This window comes from Streptomyces sp. JK94 (assembly GCF_053613315.1).
On record NZ_JBSICH010000009.1, the window covers coordinates 173064 to 191064 of the forward strand.

10 protein-coding genes are annotated in these 18001 nt (G+C 72.3%); 2 read left to right on the forward strand and 8 right to left on the reverse strand.

The annotated features are described in order from the left end of the window. Nucleotide 1: 1 nt before the first annotated feature. From ACVV2G_RS09820 to eccD, 7 genes are all read right to left on the reverse strand, one after another. Nucleotides 2-505, reverse strand: a complete 504-nt coding sequence (locus ACVV2G_RS09820; RefSeq protein WP_453842231.1) for a YbaB/EbfC family nucleoid-associated protein — start codon at nucleotides 503-505, stop codon at nucleotides 2-4. A 16-nt stretch (nucleotides 506-521) separates the two neighbouring features. Beyond that, nucleotides 522-4331 carry an AAWKG family protein gene (locus ACVV2G_RS09825; RefSeq protein WP_453842232.1) on the reverse strand — a complete coding sequence of 1270 codons (3810 nt, stop codon included), beginning with the start codon at nucleotides 4329-4331 and terminating at the stop codon, nucleotides 522-524. A gap of 12 nt (nucleotides 4332-4343) precedes the next feature. After that, nucleotides 4344-4790, reverse strand: coding sequence for a type VII secretion system-associated protein (locus ACVV2G_RS09830; RefSeq protein ID WP_453842233.1), 447 nt, complete (start codon nucleotides 4788-4790; stop codon nucleotides 4344-4346). A 29-nt stretch (nucleotides 4791-4819) separates the two neighbouring features. After that, on the reverse strand, nucleotides 4820-5140 hold the full coding sequence (locus ACVV2G_RS09835; RefSeq protein WP_159535892.1) for a WXG100 family type VII secretion target: 321 nt from the start codon (nucleotides 5138-5140) through the stop codon (nucleotides 4820-4822). 84 nt (nucleotides 5141-5224) lie between these two features. After that, nucleotides 5225-5575: a hypothetical protein gene (locus tag ACVV2G_RS09840; protein ID WP_453842234.1), complete on the reverse strand. Its 351-nt coding sequence runs from the start codon at nucleotides 5573-5575 to the stop codon at nucleotides 5225-5227. A gap of 390 nt (nucleotides 5576-5965) precedes the next feature. Beyond that, nucleotides 5966-7438, reverse strand: a complete 1473-nt coding sequence (gene eccB, locus ACVV2G_RS09845; RefSeq protein ID WP_453842235.1) for a type VII secretion protein EccB — start codon at nucleotides 7436-7438, stop codon at nucleotides 5966-5968. Between the two features lie 17 nt (nucleotides 7439-7455). Then, nucleotides 7456-8853: a type VII secretion integral membrane protein EccD gene (gene eccD, locus ACVV2G_RS09850; RefSeq protein WP_453842236.1), complete on the reverse strand. Its 1398-nt coding sequence runs from the start codon at nucleotides 8851-8853 to the stop codon at nucleotides 7456-7458. Between the two features lie 345 nt (nucleotides 8854-9198). On the opposite strand from eccD, the gene eccCa reads away from it, so the two are divergent. Then, nucleotides 9199-13149 carry a type VII secretion protein EccCa gene (eccCa, locus tag ACVV2G_RS09855; protein WP_453842237.1) on the forward strand — a complete coding sequence of 1317 codons (3951 nt, stop codon included), beginning with the start codon at nucleotides 9199-9201 and terminating at the stop codon, nucleotides 13147-13149. Nucleotides 13150-13373: 224 nt separating this feature from the next. Here the strand turns inward: eccCa and ACVV2G_RS09860 are convergent, their stop codons facing one another. Then, nucleotides 13374-14600 (reverse strand): S8 family serine peptidase, encoded by a 1227-nt coding sequence (locus ACVV2G_RS09860; protein ID WP_453842238.1) that lies wholly within the window; start codon nucleotides 14598-14600, stop codon nucleotides 13374-13376. Nucleotides 14601-14674: 74 nt separating this feature from the next. On the opposite strand from ACVV2G_RS09860, the gene ACVV2G_RS09865 reads away from it, so the two are divergent. After that, a complete protein-coding gene (locus ACVV2G_RS09865) occupies nucleotides 14675-17998 on the forward strand; it encodes a right-handed parallel beta-helix repeat-containing protein (RefSeq protein WP_453842239.1) in 3324 nt (1107 codons plus the stop codon). The last annotated feature ends 3 nt before the right edge of the window (nucleotides 17999-18001 follow it).

The following is an 18001-nucleotide window of genomic DNA, read 5'->3' on the forward strand; positions in this document are numbered from 1 at the left end:
GTCAGGCGCCCTCCTGCCGTCCGTCGTAGGCGGCACGGGCCGCCCTGGCCGGGGTCGCGGGTTCCTCGTCGTCCTCGACGATCTCGTCGCGGAGCCTGCTCATCGCCGTGGGCCCCTCCGTCACGGAGGTCTCGCTGAGCAGCGTTCCGAAGACGGACTCCCAGTCGACGCCCATCCGTTGCGGGGCGGCACCGCGCGCGGTCATCCTGGTGAGCGGGTCGAGCGTGTCGACGACCCGGCGGGCCATCTCGGCCCGCGCCTTGTTCGCGGCTTCCAGCACCGCCGCGGAGAGCTGGGCGGCGGCCATGGACCGGTACTTGCCGTCGAGGAACTCCAGGCTGGTCAGTTCCCCCTTCGCCCCCACGGAGACCCGGACCGACCGGTCCGTCGACCGCGCGGTGACCGACGCCGCGTCCAGCTCGGCCCGCGCCGAGGCCGCGGCCTCCTCCGCCGCCTTGAGGTGGGCCATCGCCTGGGCCACTCGGTCCTCCATCGGCTGACTCATACCGGTCCCCTTCCTCTCAGCGCCCCAAGGCTTGCGGCGCCCCGCCCTCGTCGGTGCCCCACACGTCCTCGTCCTCGGCCAGCCAGGTCGTCCGTTCCCTGTCCCCGCTCTCCGTCTGCGGCCTGCCCTCCCCCGCCCCGCCCATGGGCCCCATCGGCGGCATGAAGGGCGTGCTGCTGCTGGTCTGCGCCGACCTGGGGACGATGCGGTGCTCCTCGTCGTCGACGGTCGGCGTGACGGCGGCCGTCCGGCCGGACCGGCCGACCGTGGGCTCGATGACGTTCCTGGTGCGCTCGCCGGAGCTGCCGCCGGCCTCGCCGCCCGCACCGCGCATCATCGGCGGGTACATGCCCGGCGAGCCCGCTCCCTGGCCGGTGCCCCCGGCGGAGGAGCCGGCCAGGGCGTCGCTGCCCTGCGGACGCCCGAGTGCCGAGGCGAGGTCGTCCTGGTTGTAGAGGTTGTCGTCGAACGCGGAGGAGTACGCCGATCCCACCGAGCCCGTCGCGCCCACCGAGCCGCCCGGGGTGGAGGCGGAGAGGTCGGGAGGTTCGGGGAGGTCGGCGATGCGCTGCCGGATCAGCTCGTCGACGTCCTTGTCGGCGGTGGCGTTGGCCCGGTCGTACTCGGCCTGGATGTCGCCCATGCGCCGGTCGTACTCGGACTTGGCGTCCTTGCGCGCCTGCTCGGCGTCGGTGCGCGCCTCCTCGCGTTCCGCCCGGGCGTCGGCTTTCGCCTGGTCGTACTCGCTCCTGGCCGCTGCCTCGGCGGCGTCCGCCCGTTCGACGGCCGTGCGCTCGGCGGCGTCGGCCTCCGCGATCCGCCGGTCGTACTCCTCGCGGGCCACGCCTTCGTCGGTGCCGGCGGCTACCTCACGCTCGTACTCCTGGCGTGCCTGGGTCCGTTCCTGCTCGGCGTCCTGCCGCGCCTGGTCCCGCTGCTCTTGGGCCTCGGCCTTCTCCTGCTCGTACTCCTGCCTCGCCGCCTGCTCCTGGCGGTCGGCCTCCTGCAGGGCGGCGTCGCGCTCGGCGCGGGCCTCGGCCTTCTGCTGCTCGTAGTCGGCCTGCGCCTCGGCCTTGGCGTCCTCGGCGTCCAGCCTGGCCTGCTGCTTCTCCTGCAGGGCCTCGCGGCGGGCCTCCTCCTGCTGGGCCTCCGCCCGGGTCCGCGCGTCGTTCTGCTCCTGCTCGGCGGCCTCCTTCTCGGCAGTCGCCTCCGCCTTGGCCGCCTCCTGCTCGGCCTTGGCCGCCGCCTTCTCCTCCTCGGCCTCCGCCTTGGCCGCCTCCTGCTCGCGCTCCGCCGCGGCCCTCGCCTGAGTCTGCTCCTGCTCGGCGGCCTCCTTCTCCGCGGTCGCCTCCGCCTTCGCCGCGTCCTGCTCGGCCTTGGCCGCCGCCTTCTCCTCCTCGGCCTCCGCCTTCGCGGCCTCCTTCTCGGCAGTCGCCTCCGCCTTCGCGGCATCCTGCTCCGCCTTGGCCTCGGCCTTCGCGGCATCCTGCTCGGCCTTCGCCGCGGCCTTCTCCTCCTCGGCCTCCGCCTTCGCGGCCTCCTGCTCGCGCTCTGCCGCGGCCCTCGCCTGAGTCTGCTGCTGCTCGGCGGCCTCCTTCTCGGCAGTTGCCTCGGCCTTCGCGGCATCCTGCTCCGCCTTGGCCTCGGCCTTGGCCGCATCCTGCTCGGCCTTCGCCGCGGCCTTCTCCTCCTCGGCCTCCGCCTTCGCGGCCTCCTGCTCCTGCTTCGCCTCGGCCTTCGCGGCCTCCTGCTCGGCCTTGGCTTCCGCCTTCTCCTTCTCGGCCTCCGCCTTGGCCGCATCCTGCTCGCGCTCCGCCGCGGCCTTCTCCCGGGCCTGCTCCTCCTTGGCGGCCTCCTTCTCGGCGGCGGCGTCCGCCTTCGCGGCATCCTGCTCGGCCTTGGCCTCGGCGCGGTCGGCTTCGGCCTGGGCCGCGGCCCGCTCCCGTTCCTTCTTCGCCTCGTCCTGCGCCTTCTGATTCTGCGCGAGGACGACCGCCTGCTGTTCGGCGGCAGCCTGCTTGGCCTCCGCCTTCTCCTTCTCCTGTTCCGCCTTGGCCTCGGCCTTCTCCTCCTCGGCCTCCGCCTTGGCGGCTTCCTGCTCGGCCTTGGCCTCCGCCTTCTCCCTCTCCTGCTCCGCCTTGGCCTCGGCCTTCTCCTCCTCGGCCTCCGCCTTGGCGGCTTCCTGCTCCGCCTTGGCCTCCGCCTTCTCCCTCTCCTGCTCCGCCTTGGCCTCGGCCTTCTCCTCCTCGGCCTCCGCCTTCTCCTTGTCCCGCTCGGCCTTGGCCTCCGCCTTCTCCTTCTCGGCCTCCGCCTTGGCCTCGGCCTTCTCCTTCTCGGCCTCCGCCTTCTCCTTCTCCCGCTCGGCCTTGGCCTCCGCCTTCTCCTTCTCGGCCTCCGCCTTGGCCTCGGCCTTCTCCTTCTCGGCCTCCGCCTTCTCCTTGTCCCGCTCGGCCTTGGCCTCGGCCTTCTCCTTCTCGGCCTCCGCCTTGGCCGCGGCCGCCTCGGCGTCGGCCTTCTTCTTCTCGGCGTCGGCCTCCACATCGGCGGAGATCTCGGAGAGGGGACGGTCGTCCTTGTCGGTGATGCTGGTGTCGAACGCCTTCTCCGCCGTCTTGAAGGCCTTGTGGATGGCGACGATGGCCTCGGCACCCGCCGTGCTGAGCCAGTCCTGCACGGACTGCTCCCACCGGCGCACCGCCTCGTCTGCGATCGCCTTCCACGTGGTCATCTCGCTCGGCTTGCCGTACGACTTGCCCTCGATGACGATCTCGTTCTGGAAGCCGGCGGTCGACACCACGTAGTTGTGCCAGGAGATGGCCGCCCCGCTGCCACTCGACGTCGTCTCGATGTCCGTCTTGTCGTACTGGGTGTCGAAGAGCGTCAGCCGGGCGTTCTGGAGCATGTCGTAGAGCCAGCGCTGCGGATTGCTCTCGGCCTTCCACGCCTCCCAGGCGCGGTAGAGCTTCTGCGCCTGGGCGAGGAGGACGCCCTGCGCCTCGGCCAGCGCCCGGGCCGGCTCGGAGGTCACCGTCACGTCGTCGATGGTGACGACGGAGTCCCCGCCCGCCTTGCCGTTGAGCTGGTTGGCGTATCCCTCGTAGTTGCGGGCCAGTTTGTGGATGAGCTCCTTGAAGACGGCGGCCGACGTGCCGTCCCAGGCGTCGCTGCCCTCTCCGATGTTCTCGGAGTCCCACTTCTCGACGGTGGCCGCGCTGTCCTCGAAGAACTTGACCACCCGGTCGAAGGCCCTGGCCGCTTCCGTGAAGGTGCGCAGGTCCACGTAGTCGGCGTCGTTCACGGGGTAGCCGCGGTTGCTGAACCCGTGGGTCGAGTAGGGCCACATGGTGAGTTGCGAGAGGGCGGCCTTGGAGCCGTAGACGTACCGGACCAGCGCATTGGTGTTCCAGTCGAGCTTCTCGCCCTCCTTGTTCCAGCCGCCCTTGTCCTTCAGCCGGTCACTCGTCTTCGTGTAGTCCGGGATCACGTTGTCCCCGCTCGGCGGCAGGTCCTGGCCGGACGCGAGGAAGGTGATGTAGGCGCGGTACCGGTAGAGGAGCTTCCCCGCGGACACGTCCTGTGAGTCGTCACTGGGGCGGTAGAAGGGAATGGTGTAGTCGGTGTTGTGCGTCTTCCACCCGCTCGACGACAGGAAGCCCGACGAGTACTCCGGACCACCGTGTTTGTCCAGCCGGACGTGTATCAGCGGTATGCCGTCATTGCCCTTCAGATCATCGAACAACGTTTTCCGCTCCGGCAGGACATAGCCGGTCAGCAGGTCAACCGCTTTCTTCCAGTTGTCGTTGTTGTTGTCCTCGGGGCTGGCCATCGCCGGACTCCGCTACTCTTTCTCTTCGTTGGCACCCGGATTGTCGAGGCTGCTGTCGACGTCCTCGAAGATGTCCATGAACTCGTCCGCGGAGATGCTTTCGAGGTTCTTGCCCTGGCTCTTGGCCAACTCGTCGATGGTGTCCCACAGCGCCTGTTCGAGGTCTTCGAAGAGGACCGTCTGATCCTCCAGGATGCGCAGGACCTCATCAGCGCCCTGCTGGATGACCTTGTTCAGGGCGCCCCCGCCGACCGCGCTGTTCTCGCCGGCCATGAGGCCGATGACGAGCGGTTTCGCGGAATCGATCGTCGTGGTCGAGATGCTGTCCGCGATGAACGAGATCGCGGGCCCGGCGCTCGGACTGTCCTTGAGGATGTTCTCCAGCGTCGTACGGAAGCCGTCGATCTGGTTGTTGATGAAGTTCTTCAGAAATGTGGTGTCCAGGACCGTGACGGCCACGTGATCACCCTCCCGTCACCAGCCGGTGGTCAGCGGCTGCCGATCCTGATGTCGCCCCACCGCTGCGACAGGTTCTGCTCCGTGTACCGGTAGTTGGAGGAGATCTCGGTGAGCAGACCGGAGTGGTTGGCGAGCAGGTTCTTGATGTTCTCGACGGCGTTGTCCCATTTCGCCTGGACCTCGCTGTAGACGTCCCGGTCGTCACCGATCCAGCTGTTCCGGAGTTCGGCCAGTTCCATCTCCAGGTTGGCCAGAATGCTCATGATGGCCTGGGACTGGCCGACCATGTCGTCCGCCGCGCCTTCGGCATGGTTGTAGTCGACGTAGATGTAGCCGTCGGAGAAGTCCATCGGGATCCTCGATTCACCGGGAGAACGACGAGAGAAGGGCTGACGACGAGAGAAGGGCTGGGGATCAGGTGCGTACGTGCCGGATCAGTTCGACGACGTGTTGGTGCCGTTGAGTTCGTCGAACACCTGCGTGGAGCGTGAGTACTCCGTGTCGATCGCGTCGCTGGTGGACCCCTGCACCAGCCCGTGCTCCTTGAGGGTGCCGTTGAGTTCGTCGACCATCCGGTCCAGGTTGACGAGAATGGTGTCGACGTGTTCGTCCCACTGCTCCAGCAACTTCTTGTACTTCCCGCCGTCCGCTCCCCCGTAATGGGAGGCGAGCGTGTGCGACGTGGACTGGACGTCCTGCTGGCAGCGCTGGACACCGGTGAAAGCCTGTTCCAGCGCCATGATCCCGTTGCGCGTCGCACGTTCTTCGGACTGCTGCATGGCCATCAGAGGACTCCTTTGTCGGCGGAACTCACCGGGCGGACCCCTTTCGCTCCGCGGGCAGACAGAGCGCCCCTACGGTCACGGCCGACTCGCCGGGGGCTGGGGGTGGCCAGATGCTATGCAGGCCGCAACTTGTTTGGCAATTGCCCCCGGATTCCCGAACTCCGCGACAGGGAAGCTCAATTGTGCAGCAAGCGGGAACGAGCGCCGCTCAAGTGAGCGGCGCGGTGGAATAGGGCAACGGAAAGGGACATCGGCACCGTCCGCCGGTCGCCGCCGGGTGCGCGGATTAACGCGAGATGACCACGCGGATGCCAAGAGTTCTCCTTCCGGACGGTCGCCGGCGGGGCCCGGACGATCGCCGGCGGGACCCGGCCGCCCTCCCGGCCGCCGCTACCGCCCGGGGCAGCGCAGCGTCACCCGCGCCTCGCCCTCGGACGCCGCCTCGGGGGTCAGGTCCGGGCCGCTGGGCAGCATGGCCAGCATCGGGGACGGCATCGTCCGCGCCTCGACGCCCTCGTAGCCCAGCGCGTCCACCGCCTCCTGGGAGAGCAGCCGGTACTTCACGCCCTCGTCCGTCACCAGGTACGTGGTGTCGCCCAGCGGGCTGCCGCTCGCGCTCAACGCCCGCACCAGCGCGCCCTTCCCGGCCCGTACCGCGATGGAGTCGACCTTCAGGCAGCCCGGTTCGATCTCGGGCGCCGGTGCCTGCACGGTCCGGGGCAGGGCGCTCTCGGGCAGCACCGAGGTGCCCACCCGGACACCGGAGTCCGCGGATTCGACCTCCGCGCAGGTCACGGAGCCGGCGGCGACGGTGACCGCCTTCGGCGGCTTCGCGGGCAACTGCGCCGTTCCCGCGCTCCGCGCGTCGGGGGCGAGATGCCCGGCCAGCGTGTCCGCGCCGAGCGTCGCGACGGTCGCGGCGTCCCCGCCGTACGCCTTCTCGCGTGTGCGCGGGTCGCCCAGCAGGAGGGCCGCCCCGGTGTCGGTGAGGGGGACGAGCCCCTCCCGCGTGAGCAGGTGGTGGCGGGTGGCGGAGCCGGGTACGTCGACCTTGAAGAGCTGCCCGATTCTGGTGCTCCGTCCGGCCAGTTCCGGGCCCTTCGCACCCCGGCCGGGTACGTCGGCGGGGGCCAGGTCGGGCCCCAGCGGGAAGGCGTCCAGGAACGCGGCGGACACCGGCCGCGGGGTGACGTCGCCGTACCCGAGGGCCTCGGCCGCCTTCGCCTGCCGGTCCAGGCGCAGCCGGCTGCCCTGCCAGAGCAGGTACGCGGCGCCGTCCGGACCGGCGACCAGCAGGCCCTCGTCCTCGCCCAGGCGCCGGCCGCCGGGCACGTCCCGCGGGGCGTCGGTGCCGAGGGCGAGCGCCGTGGTCGCCGTGACGACGCCCGTCGTCCGCGGCAGGACTCCGGAGCACACCAGCCAGGGGGTGCGGTCCAGATCGCCCGTCCCCGGCAGCGCCTCGGGCGCGTCCGGGATGCCGATGGGCGTGCCGTGCGCCGTGCCCGCCAGCGAGGACGTGCCCACCGTCGTGACGCCGACGTCCTTGCCGGTGACCAGCCGGGCCGACGCGTAGTTGCGCACCGGCCGCAGCCGCCCGTCCAGGTACAGGTAGCGCGCGCCGGTCTGCTTGTCGACGACGAGGTTCTCCCCCGAGCGCCACGAGTCGTTGCCGCCGGGGCGGATGAGCCCGAAGACGAAGGCGCCGGCGCACACCAGTACGGCGATGATCACGCCGATCGCGGCGCCGCGGTTGGTCCGGCCCAGCGGGCTCTCCGGGGCGTCGGGGTCGGCGCGCAGCATGGCCGAGGCCAGCCGCCCCATGACGAAGAGGTGGGCCTGTACCTGGTCGCGTTTGCTGTGCATGTCGCCGTTCTCCCGGGTCAGCCGTTGATGCCGCGGAGCCGGCCGTAGACGCCCATCGACCAGAGCGTCAGCGGCAGGATGCTGATGGCGGCCAGTGAGTGCAGCAGTTCGGCGGCTCGCCCCCAGTACGGGACGAGCCGCCGCCCGGGCACGGTCCAGGAGGCGATGGTGATCGCGGCGGCCAGCCCCATCAGCCCGGCCGTCATGGTCAGCCGGTCCGTCGGGGCCAGCTCGCGCGCGGAGACGAACAGCAGCAGGACCACGCCCCAGGCCCCGGCGGCGGTCAGGACCAGCCGCTGCCAGACGTTGCCCAGCCCCCGGCTGTGCAGGAGCAGGAGGAGGGAGAGGGCCACGACGGTGAGGACCTCGGCGAGGCCGGGTGTGGCCATGAGGGCCGCCTGGCAGGGCAGGCACACCAGGCCGATGGCACCGTAGAGGGCGGTCATCCAGCCGTCCGCCAGTGCCGACCGCGCGTCGACGTCCGACGAGGAGTACGGGTCGATGCCCTGCTGCAGTTGCTGGACGTTGGTCGGCAGGGGCGGCATCCGCATGCCGGCCAGCCGGAACGACAGGGACGGCACGAACCCGCCGAAAAGCACCACCACGACGGCCACCACGCCGGCCGCCTGCTCCGGCGCCAGGTTCAGGGCGATCAGGGTGGCGCCGAGCGCGCCCGCCGCGGCGACGCAGGCCGCGCCGATGAACAGCGCCGGGTACACGCCGACCGCCGCCAGGGCGAGCACGGCGCCCGCGCCCCCGGCCGCGGAGGCCGCCAGCAGCCGTGCGCCCAGGACGGCTTCGCCGTCGGCGCCGCCCAGGTCGCCGCCGGGCAGCAGCCAGCCCGCCAGGGCGAAGTAGGGGGCCGCCATGATGCCGAGCACCGAGCCGGCCCCGGCGTCCCCGACGGCACGGGAGGCGGAGCCCGCTCCGGCGATGAGCAGCAGGCCGGCGGCCGAGGCGGCGACGGCCCGCACCCAGCCCGCCGCTCCCGGCATGGCCAGCAGCACGATGCCCAGCACGAGGGTGGCCGCGGCCAGTCCCCGCAGCAGGCGCCGGCCGGCCTCCGGGCTCCAGCCGTGCGGCCTGCGGCCCATGCCGTCGAAGATGCCGTCGACCAGGTCGTCGATGTGCACCTCGGGCAACGCCTCGGTGCGCGGCCGCAGATGAAGGTGTTCTCCGTCCCGCAGACCGAGGGAGTCCAAGGTACTCTCGGGGTCGAGCGGTGGACCGCCGAGGCGTTGGAGCACCCAGCCTCCGTGCTCCAGGCCGGTTTCCGCCAGGTCGTCCCCCCCGTAGCCGATCACTGTGGGCAGCAGATCGGCGACGGGGACGTCGGAGGGCACGGCCAGGTCGACGGTCCTGGCCGGAGCACGTACGGTGACGCGGCACAGGCTTGCCGTCTGCATCTCAGTCATGGGTTCGGGGTTCACACTTTCTGGCAGACCACGCGATACGCGGTGGCTGGAAGGTGGCAGCGGCACACCGGTCGGTCGCCGAAGGAAGGCGACGGAAGAATCCGGACAGGGCATGCGCCGACGAGTTTGACCGTACGCCGGGCTTTTCGCAACACCACGTGGGGAGTTCAGCACAAGGGAACCCCACGGCAATCCTCCCGCCGCCGTCGCGCGGGAATCTGACCCTTTACGGAAACCCGTGACGTTCCCGCGCGGTTCCCGCGGAATTCCTTCCGACATCACTATGGAGGACGTTCGTTGAGCGTGATCCTGTTCCGACGGCCGGCCCGCCGCAGAGGTCCGGAAATGCCGTCGGGGGAACTGAGCCTTCAGGAGCCGCCGACCCTTCCGGAAGTCGTGCCGGACAGTTCCGCGGTGTGGACGTACCTGCCGATGGCACTGATGTCGGTCTCCATGATGCTGATGTTCATGCGGCCGGGAATGAGCCGGGACAGCGGCGGATTCATCTACATCGCGCTCGGTGTGATGGTGATCGCGTCGGCGGGCATGATGCTCGGTCAGGTCATGCGCCGCAACGGCGAACGCAAGCAGCGGATGAAGGGCGAGCGCCGCGACTACCTGCGGTACCTGCGGCAGACCCGGCGCCTGGTACGCACCTCCGTCGTCGAGCAGCAGCGCGCCCTCGCCTGGCGCCACCCCGAACCCGACGCGCTGTCGTCGCTGGCGCGCAGCACCCGGTTGTGGGAGCGGCGGGCGTCGGACGAGGACTTCGCCGAAGTGCGGATGGGGGTGGGCGACCAGCGACTGGCGATGAGGTTGACGCCGCTGTCGACCAAGCCCGTCGAGGACCTGGAGCCGCTGTCGGCACACGCGCTGCGCAGCTTCACCCGGGCCTACGCCACCGTCCGGGACCAGCCCGTCGCGATCTATCTGCGCGCCTGGTCGAAGGTGCTGTTCCGCGGCGACGAGGAGCGCATACGCGCCCAGGTCCGGGCCCTGCTCGCGCAGTTGGCGGTGTTCCACTCCCCCGACGACCTGTGGATCGCGCTGTGCGTGTCGGACGAGCGGCGTGCGCAGTGGGAGTGGGCGAAGTGGCTGCCGCACAGCCTGCACCGGCACGAGGAGGACGGTGCCGGACCGGCCCGCATGATCGCCTCGGCCTTCACCGAGCTGGAGAACCTGCTCGGGGCCGAGTTCCTGGAGCGGCCGGGCGCCGACCCCGACGCGGTTCCGGGACGTGAGGAGCCGTACACGGTCGTCGTGGTCGACGGCTGCACGGTACCCGCGGGGCACCGCTTCGACGGGCACGGGTTCCGCAACGCGGTGGTACTCGACCTCACCGGGGCGCTCGCGTGGAAGCCCGGGCGGACCACGCTGCGCCTGGAGGTGGACGACAGCGGTGTCGCGCTGGTGCGCACCGACCGCGACCGCAAGGAGCAGTCGACGGTGCTCGGCAGGCCCGACCGGCTGGGCACGGTGGGAGCGCTGGCGCTCGCCCGGCTGCTGGCGCCGTACCGGATCAGTGTGGGCGGCGACGACTCCAAGCCGCTGGCCGACGACGTCGAGCTGACCTCGCTGCTGAACATCCCCGATCTGCACCGGCACGACCCGGCCACCCTGTGGGAGCGGTCGAGCGGCAGTGCCCGGCTGAGGGTGCCGATCGCGGTGAGCGCCGAGGGCAGGCCCGTGGAGCTGGACATCAAGGAGTCCGCGCAGGGGGGCACGGGGCCGCACGGCATGCTCATCGGCGCCACCGGCTCCGGCAAGAGCGAGCTGCTGCGCACGCTGGTGCTGGCCCTGGCGCTGACCAACTCCTCCGAGACGCTGAACTTCGTCCTCGTCGACTTCAAGGGCGGTGCCACCTTCCTCGGCCTCGACGAACTGCCGCACACCTCGGCGGTCATCACCAACCTCGCCGACGAGGTGGCGCTGGTGGCCCGGATGCAGGACGCCCTGCACGGGGAGCTGATCCGGCGGCAGGAGCTGCTGCGCGCCGCCGGGAACTACACCTCCGCGCTGGAGTACGAGAAGGCGCGGCAGTCCGGGGCACCGCTGCAGCCGCTGCCCAGCCTGTTCGTGGTGGTCGACGAGTTCAGCGAACTGCTGGCCTCGCACCGCGACTTCATGGAGCTGTTCGTGATGATCGGCCGGCTCGGGCGCAGTCTCGGGGTCCATCTGCTGCTGGCCTCGCAGCGACTGGACGAGGGCCGCATGCACCAGCTGGAGAGCCACCTGTCGTACCGGATCGGTCTGCGGACGTTCTCCGCGATGGAGAGCCGGGGCGTGCTCGGCGTACCGGACGCGTACGAGCTGCCCGCGCAGCCGGGTGCCGGGTTCCTCAAGAGCGGCGTCGACGCGCTGACCCGGTTCCGGGCCGCGTACGTCTCGGGGCCGTACCAGCGGCGCCGGACCGTCGTGCAGGCGCAGGTGGCGCGTCAGGTGGTGCCGTGGACGGCGGAGTGGGTGGTGCCGCGCGCGCCCTCGGACCCGGACCCGGCGGGCGAGCCCGACGAGCCCGACGAGCCCGACGAGGCGGATTCCGAGCCGGAGGGCGGCGGGGAGACGCTGCTGTCGGTCGCGCTGGACCGGCTGCGCGGCTCGGGGCCGCCCGCCCACCAGGTGTGGCTGCCGCCGCTGGGCCGGCCGGCCACGCTGGACCAGATCATGCCTCCGCTGGCACCCGATCCGCGGTACGGCCTGACCACGACGGACTGGCCGCTGCGGGGACGCCTCACCGTGCCGGTGGGGGTCGTGGACCGTCCCTTCGACCAGCTGCGCGATCTGCTGACCGTGGACCTGTCGGCGGCCGGCGGCCACGTGGCCGTCGCGGGGGGTCCGCAGAGCGGCAAGAGCACCCTGCTGCGGACGCTCATCACCGCGCTGGCCCTCACCCACACCCCCCGCGAAGTGCAGTTCTACTGCCTGGACTTCGGTGGCGGCACGCTGGCCGCGCTCGACGGGCTGCCGCATGTGAGCGGGGTCGCCGCGCGCGTGGACACCGAACGGGTGGGCCGTACGATCGCGGAGGTCACCGCCCTGCTCGCCAGGCGGGAGCGGTTCTTCCTGGAGCACGGCATCGACTCCATGGCGACGTACCGCAAGCGGCGCGCGGCGGGCGAGTTCCCCGACGAGCCGCACGGGGACGTCTTCCTGGCCATCGACGGCTGGGCCACCGTGCGCCAGGACTTCGACCGGCACATCCCCACCTTCAACGCGCTGGCCGCCCGCGGGCTCAACTACGGAGTCCACCTGCTGGTCACCACCGCCCGCTGGGTGGAGCTGTCGTCCTCGGTGCGCGACCAGACCGGGACCCGGCTGGAGCTGCGGATGGGCGATCCGATGGACTCGCAGATCGACTCCCGGAAGGCCGCGACCGTCCCGCGCAGCGCCGGGCGGGGGCTGACCTCGGACAAGCTGCACTACCTGTCGGCGCTGCCGCGCGTCGACGGGGTGGAGGACGCCGACGACCTCGCGGACGGGGTCGCGGGGCTGGTCGCCGCGATCGCCGAGAACTGGACCGGGCCCCTCGCGCCGCGGGTGCGGATGCTGCCGGCGAAGCTGCCGGTTGGGGAACTGCCGGAGCCGGAGGGCGAGAACGGCCTGCGGCTCGCCATCGGTCTGGACGAGAACGAACTGTCGCCGGTGTGGCACGACTTCACCGACAACCCGCACCTGATCGTGGTGGGCGACACGGAGAGCGGCAAGACGAACCTGCTGAGGCTGGTCGCGCGCGGCATCACCGAGCGGTTCACGCCGGCCGAGGCGCGCATCATGACGGTGGACTACCGGCGGGAGCTGGTGGAGAGCGTGCCCGAGGCGTACCGGCTCGGGCACGCCGTGTCCCTGGACATGCTGCGGGACCTGGTGGACGGCGCGGCGCGGGCGGTCAGGCAGCGGGTTCCGGGCGAGGACGTCGCTCCGTCGCGGATGCGGCTGTGCGACTGGTGGCAGGGGCCGCGGCTGTTCATCCTGGTCGACGACTACGACATGGTGGGCGGCGGGCCGGCGACGCAGCCGTTCGCTCCGCTGCTGGACCATCTGGCGCTGGGGCACGAGGTGGGCCTGCACCTGGTGGTGGCGCGGTCCTCGGCCGGTGCCGGGCGCGGGCTCAACGAGGCGTTGCTGCGCAGGCTGCAGGAGGTCAACACCCCCGGGCTGCTGCTGTCGTGTCCCCCGAGCGAGGGGTACCTCTTCGGGAGTGTGAAGGGGCGGGAGCTGATTCCGGGACGGGCGGTCCGGATCGCCCGCCGCAAGACCCTGCAGGTGCAGACGGCGTTGGTGGAGGACGCGTGGTGAGGCGTCCGGGTCCGGCCCGGGTGCCCGTCCGGCCGGCCGCCGCCGCGTGCGGCGCGGGCCGGCGTGCACGGCGCGCTCCGTGCCGGTGGGGGCCGGCGGGTGGGGGCGCGGCCCGGCTCCGGAGGGACGCCGGGCGGCCCGCGCATGCCGCCCGGGCGGCACGACCGCCCGCGGCCCGGCCCTGCGCGGCCCGGGTGCAGGTGCGCCCGCCCGCGGGGGCGTTGCTAGGGGACCGTCGGGGGGCGCCAATCGCGTGCGCGGCCCCGGGGGACGACCGCGGCCAGGGCCGCGAGCAGGAGGACCGCCGTCAGGCCCCCGGCCGCGATCGTCAGGGAGCGGTCGCGGGGGGTGGGATCGGCGGGGGCCGGCATCCGTGCAGGGGGGGCCGGCGCGGGAGCCTGGGCCCGCTCCCCGAGGAGGGAGAGGGCGGCGTACGGGTCGAGGCGCGGGGTGTCCGACGGGTAGGCGGTGTCGAGGAGGCGGCGGACGGTCTCCGGCGCCGTGAGTTCGGGGTGGTAGGCGCGTACGAGTGCGGCGGCGCCGGCGACGCCGGCCGCGGCCAGCGAGGCCCCGGAACCGATGTAGTGGCCGGAGCCCTCGGGGCCGGCGCTGACCATCGCGCTGCCGGGCGCGGACAGGTCGGGCTCGTGGGCGGGCGGCGCGTTCTCCTGCCGTACGCCGCCGGGGCCGAAGTCCACGACGGCGAGCGCGCCGGGCGCGGCGGCCGGCCAGTACGGGCCTTCGGGCAGCTCGCCGTCGGGCCCCCGCTCCTCGCGGGGGACGGCGTCCGGTGCGGCGGGGGCGACGACCAGGGCGTCGCGCCGGGTGGCGTGGGCGACGGCGGCGGTGAGTTCGGCCCGGCCGGTGCGCAGGGCCTGGCCGACGTAGATGACCTGGGCGCCGCGGTCCGCCGCCGTCCGGATCCCGGCCGCGACCCGCTCCACGGAGGGCACTCCGCGGTCGTCGGTGCCGGACAGGGCGAGGAGGTCCGCCTGCGGGGCGACCCCGGTGATGCCGCTGCCCCGCTCCGGCGCGGCGGCGATCAGACCGGCGGCGAACGTGCCGTGGCCCACGCAGTCCTCGTCCGCCCCGCCGACGGCCGTCACCCGGCCGGACAGACTGGGGACGCCGGAGGCGACACCGGTGTCGACCACCGCGACGGTCACCCCGCCGCCGCGGGAGATCTGCTGGGCCCGCGCCAGTCCGAGCGCGGTCTGGGACCACGCCGCTCCGGCGGCCGTCTGCCCCGAGGCCCCGGTGCACGGACTGTCCTCGCCGAGCCGGACGGGCAGGGGAGGCAGCAGCGTGGTTCCCGGATCTCCGGCACTGGGGCTCGCCGACGGCGCGGCCGGGGCGGCGGGCAGGGCGGAGGCCGGTCCGCCCATGACGGGCAGGACCACCGAGACCGCCAGCACGAGCCCCGCACTCCGGCCTCTTATGACATTGCGCATGAGCCGCATGATATGCACACAAGATGTACGGCATACAACGCCAACTACCGCAGCAACACAAGGAGGTTCGAGGCGTGGCACGGCAGATACTCACGGTCGGCCCGGAACGGTCGGACGGCTTCCAGACGATCGGTGAGGCACTGGCCCAGGCCCGCACCGGGGCGGTGATCCGGGTCCGTCCCGGCCGCTACACCGAGAACCTCGTCATCCGGCACCGGGTGAGCATCGTCGGCGAGGGCGAGCCGGGCAGCGCCGAAGTCTGCCCGCGGGACGGCACCGCCGTCACCCTGATGGCCGACGCCGTGATGCTCAGCGCCCTGACCCTCCGGGGCCGCGACAAGGAGGCCGCGGTCGTCGACGTACCGGCCGGTCAGGCCGCACTCGACGGGTGCACCGTGACCGGTGCCGGATGGACGGCGCTGCTGGTCCGCGGCAAGGGCTCGCTGGCCGCCCGCGGCTGCCGGATCGGCAATCCCGGCGGTGCCGGACTCGTCGACTCCTCGGAGACCCGGAGCGTCGTGGACGACTGCGTGTTCGAGAACTTCGGCACCTCCGCGGTCGTCATCGGCGAGACGGCCGGACCCCTCGTCCGCGACTGCCGCATCCGGGGCGCGCGGGCCAACGGCGTCCTGGCCAGCGGTGAGGCCCGGGGGACCGTGGAGGGTTGTGACATCTCCGGCACCGACAAGCCGGCCATCGCCCTGGAGGGCCACAGCTCGACCCGGGTGCTGCGGTGCGCCGTGCACCACACCTCGGTGGGCCTGCTGGTGAGCAGCATGTCCCGTCCGGAGATCGAGGAGACCTCCTTCGAGTCGATCGCGCAGAGCGCCGTCGTCATCTCCGGTGGGGCCGACCCGGTGCTGCGCGGGTGCGTCACCCGGCGCACCAAGGGCAGCGGACTGCTCGTCCTGGACCGCTCGCGCGGAACGCTGGAGGGCTGCTCCTTCCACGGCTCCGCCGAGGCCGCCGTGCGGGTCGTCGAGGGCAGTGCACCGCTGCTGCGGGACACGGTGGTGAGCGACTGCGCCGACACCGCCGGGGCGGTGCAGCTCGCGGACGACTCCACGGCCGAGTTCGAGCGCCTGGAGGTCCTGGACGCGGCGGGCGTCGGCATCTCGGTGCGCTCCGCCGCCAACCCCCTCCTGCGCCACGCAACGGTCACCGGCGCCGGCGGCCACGGCATGGAGTTCACCGACGACGGGCGCGGCCGGATCGAGCACTGCGCGATCGAGTCCGCCGGCGGCTGCGCAGTGAGCATCGACGACGACTCCGACCCCGAGATCAGCGACACCGTCCTGAACTCCGCCGCCCGCTCGGGCCTGCTCGTCGGCGAACGCGGCCGGGGCACCCTGCGGGACTGCGGGATCAACGACAGCGCCGACGCCGGGGTCGGCGTGCGGGACGGCGCGGAGATCACCCTGGAACGGGTCCGGGTGCACGGCTCCAGGGCCCACGGCGTGCAGGTGTCGCGCGGCGGCCGGGCCGTCCTCGACGCCTGCGAGATCGCCGGGAGCACGGGCGACGGCGTACGGGTCGACAGCGCCGAACCCGTCGACGTCACCCGGTGCGTCGTACGCGACAACCGGGGCGCGGGACTGCGCCAGAGCCGCGCGAGCGAGCGGCTCACGGTCGAGCTGCTGACCAGCGCGGACAACGGCCTGCCGGACAGCTGGGGCGAGTCCGCGCTCACGGCCGGCGAGGACGGCGCCCCGGGCGCGTCCGGCAAGGAGCGCGAGCCCGAGGGGCCGTTGGCCGAACTGCAGGCGCTCGTCGGCCTGGACGACGTCAAGCACCAGGTGAACACGCTGGTCAACCTGAACCAGCTCGCGGAGCGCCGGCGCCGGCTCGGCATGCCGGTCCCGTCGATGAGCCGGCACCTGATCTTCGCGGGGCCGCCCGGCACCGGCAAGACCACCGTCGCCCGCCTCTACGGCAGCATCCTCGCGGATCTGGGTGTGCTGCGCAGCGGACACCTGGTCGAAGTGGCCCGCGCCGATCTCGTCGCGCAGGTCATCGGCGGTACGGCCATCAAGACCACCGAGGCGTTCACCCGTGCGCTGGGCGGGGTGCTGTTCATCGACGAGGCCTACACCCTCACCGTCGAGGGCTCGTCCAACGACTTCGGCCGTGAGGCCGTCGACACCCTGCTGAAGCTGATGGAGGACCACCGCGAGGACGTGGTGGTGGTGGCGGCCGGCTATTCCGAGCAGATGGCGTCGTTCCTGACCGCCAACCCGGGTCTCGCCTCCCGGTTCACCCGCACCGTCGAGTTCGGCAACTACGCGGTGGAGGAACTGGTGACGATCACCGAGAACCTCTGCCTGCGGCACCAGTTCGAGCTGGGACCGCTGACCCGGGAGGCGCTCGTCCTGCGCTTCGGACAGATGACCCGCGACGCGAGCTTCGGCAACGGCCGGGCGGCCCGCGGCGTGTTCGAGGACATGGTGGACCGGCAGGCGTTCCGGCTCGCCGCCATGAGCGACCCGGCGGAGAACGACCTGACGCTGCTGCTGCCGCAGGACGTCGGCGACGCGGAGGCGGCGGCCGTCGGCGGGACGGCGCAGGACGCCGAGAACCCGTCCGACCCGATGGCCGAGCTGACCGCCATGGTGGGGCTCGCCGCCGTGAAGCGGGAGGTCGCCGACCTGGTCAGCCTGCTGGCCAACGCCCGGCAGCGGATCGCCGCGGGGCTGCCCGCCCCCCGGATCAGCAACCACCTCGTCTTCAGCGGGCCGCCCGGCACCGGCAAGACCACCGTCGCCCGGCTGTACGCGAAGCTCCTGCACTCGCTGGGGGTTCTCCCCCGCGACTCCCTGGTGGAGGTGGCGCGGGCGGACCTGGTGGGCCAGTACGTCGGCCACACCGCCCAGCGCACCAAGGAGGTCTTCACCAGCGCGCTGGGCGGGGTGCTGTTCATCGACGAGGCCTACACCCTGACCCCCGAGGGCTCGTCCAACGACTTCGGCCGTGAGGCCGTCGACACCCTGCTGAAGCTGATGGAGGACCACCGCGACGAGATCGTGGTCGTCGTCGCCGGATACACCGGGGAGATGGAGCGGTTCCTCTCCTCCAACCCCGGCCTGACGTCCCGGTTCTCCAAGTTCGTGACGTTCGAGGACTACAGCACGGACGAACTGGTCACCATCGTGTCCCGGCACGCCGCCGCCTCCGGGTACGAGTGCGCGGACGCCACCCTGGAGGCGCTGCGCGCCCAGGTGGACGCCGTCCCGCGCGACCGGTCCTTCGGCAACGCGCGGCTCGCCCGGCAACTGCTGGAGACGATGATGACGAGCCAGGCACGCCGGCTGGGCGGGCTGGAGTCACCCACGCTCGCCGACCTCACGACACTGCTGCCGGAGGACCTGCCGCCGGCCCGGCGGCAGGGAGCCGCCCTGTGACGT

Bases quoted from the DNA above. Each gene is read 5' to 3' on its own strand.
- ACVV2G_RS09840 (WP_453842234.1), bottom strand. From the start codon at position 5,575: ATGGCCATGCAGCAGTCCGAAGAACGTGCGACGCGCAACGGGATCATG.
- eccCa (WP_453842237.1), top strand. From the start codon at position 9,199: ATGCCGTCGGGGGAACTGAGCCTTCAGGAGCCGCCGACCCTTCCGGAA.
- eccB (WP_453842235.1), bottom strand. From the start codon at position 7,438: ATGCACAGCAAACGCGACCAGGTACAGGCCCACCTCTTCGTCATGGGG.
- ACVV2G_RS09835 (WP_159535892.1), bottom strand. From the start codon at position 5,140: ATGGACTTCTCCGACGGCTACATCTACGTCGACTACAACCATGCCGAA.
- ACVV2G_RS09820 (WP_453842231.1), bottom strand. From the start codon at position 505: ATGAGTCAGCCGATGGAGGACCGAGTGGCCCAGGCGATGGCCCACCTC.
- ACVV2G_RS09860 (WP_453842238.1), bottom strand. From the start codon at position 14,600: ATGCGCAATGTCATAAGAGGCCGGAGTGCGGGGCTCGTGCTGGCGGTC.
- eccD (WP_453842236.1), bottom strand. From the start codon at position 8,853: ATGACTGAGATGCAGACGGCAAGCCTGTGCCGCGTCACCGTACGTGCT.
- ACVV2G_RS09825 (WP_453842232.1), bottom strand. From the start codon at position 4,331: ATGGCCAGCCCCGAGGACAACAACAACGACAACTGGAAGAAAGCGGTT.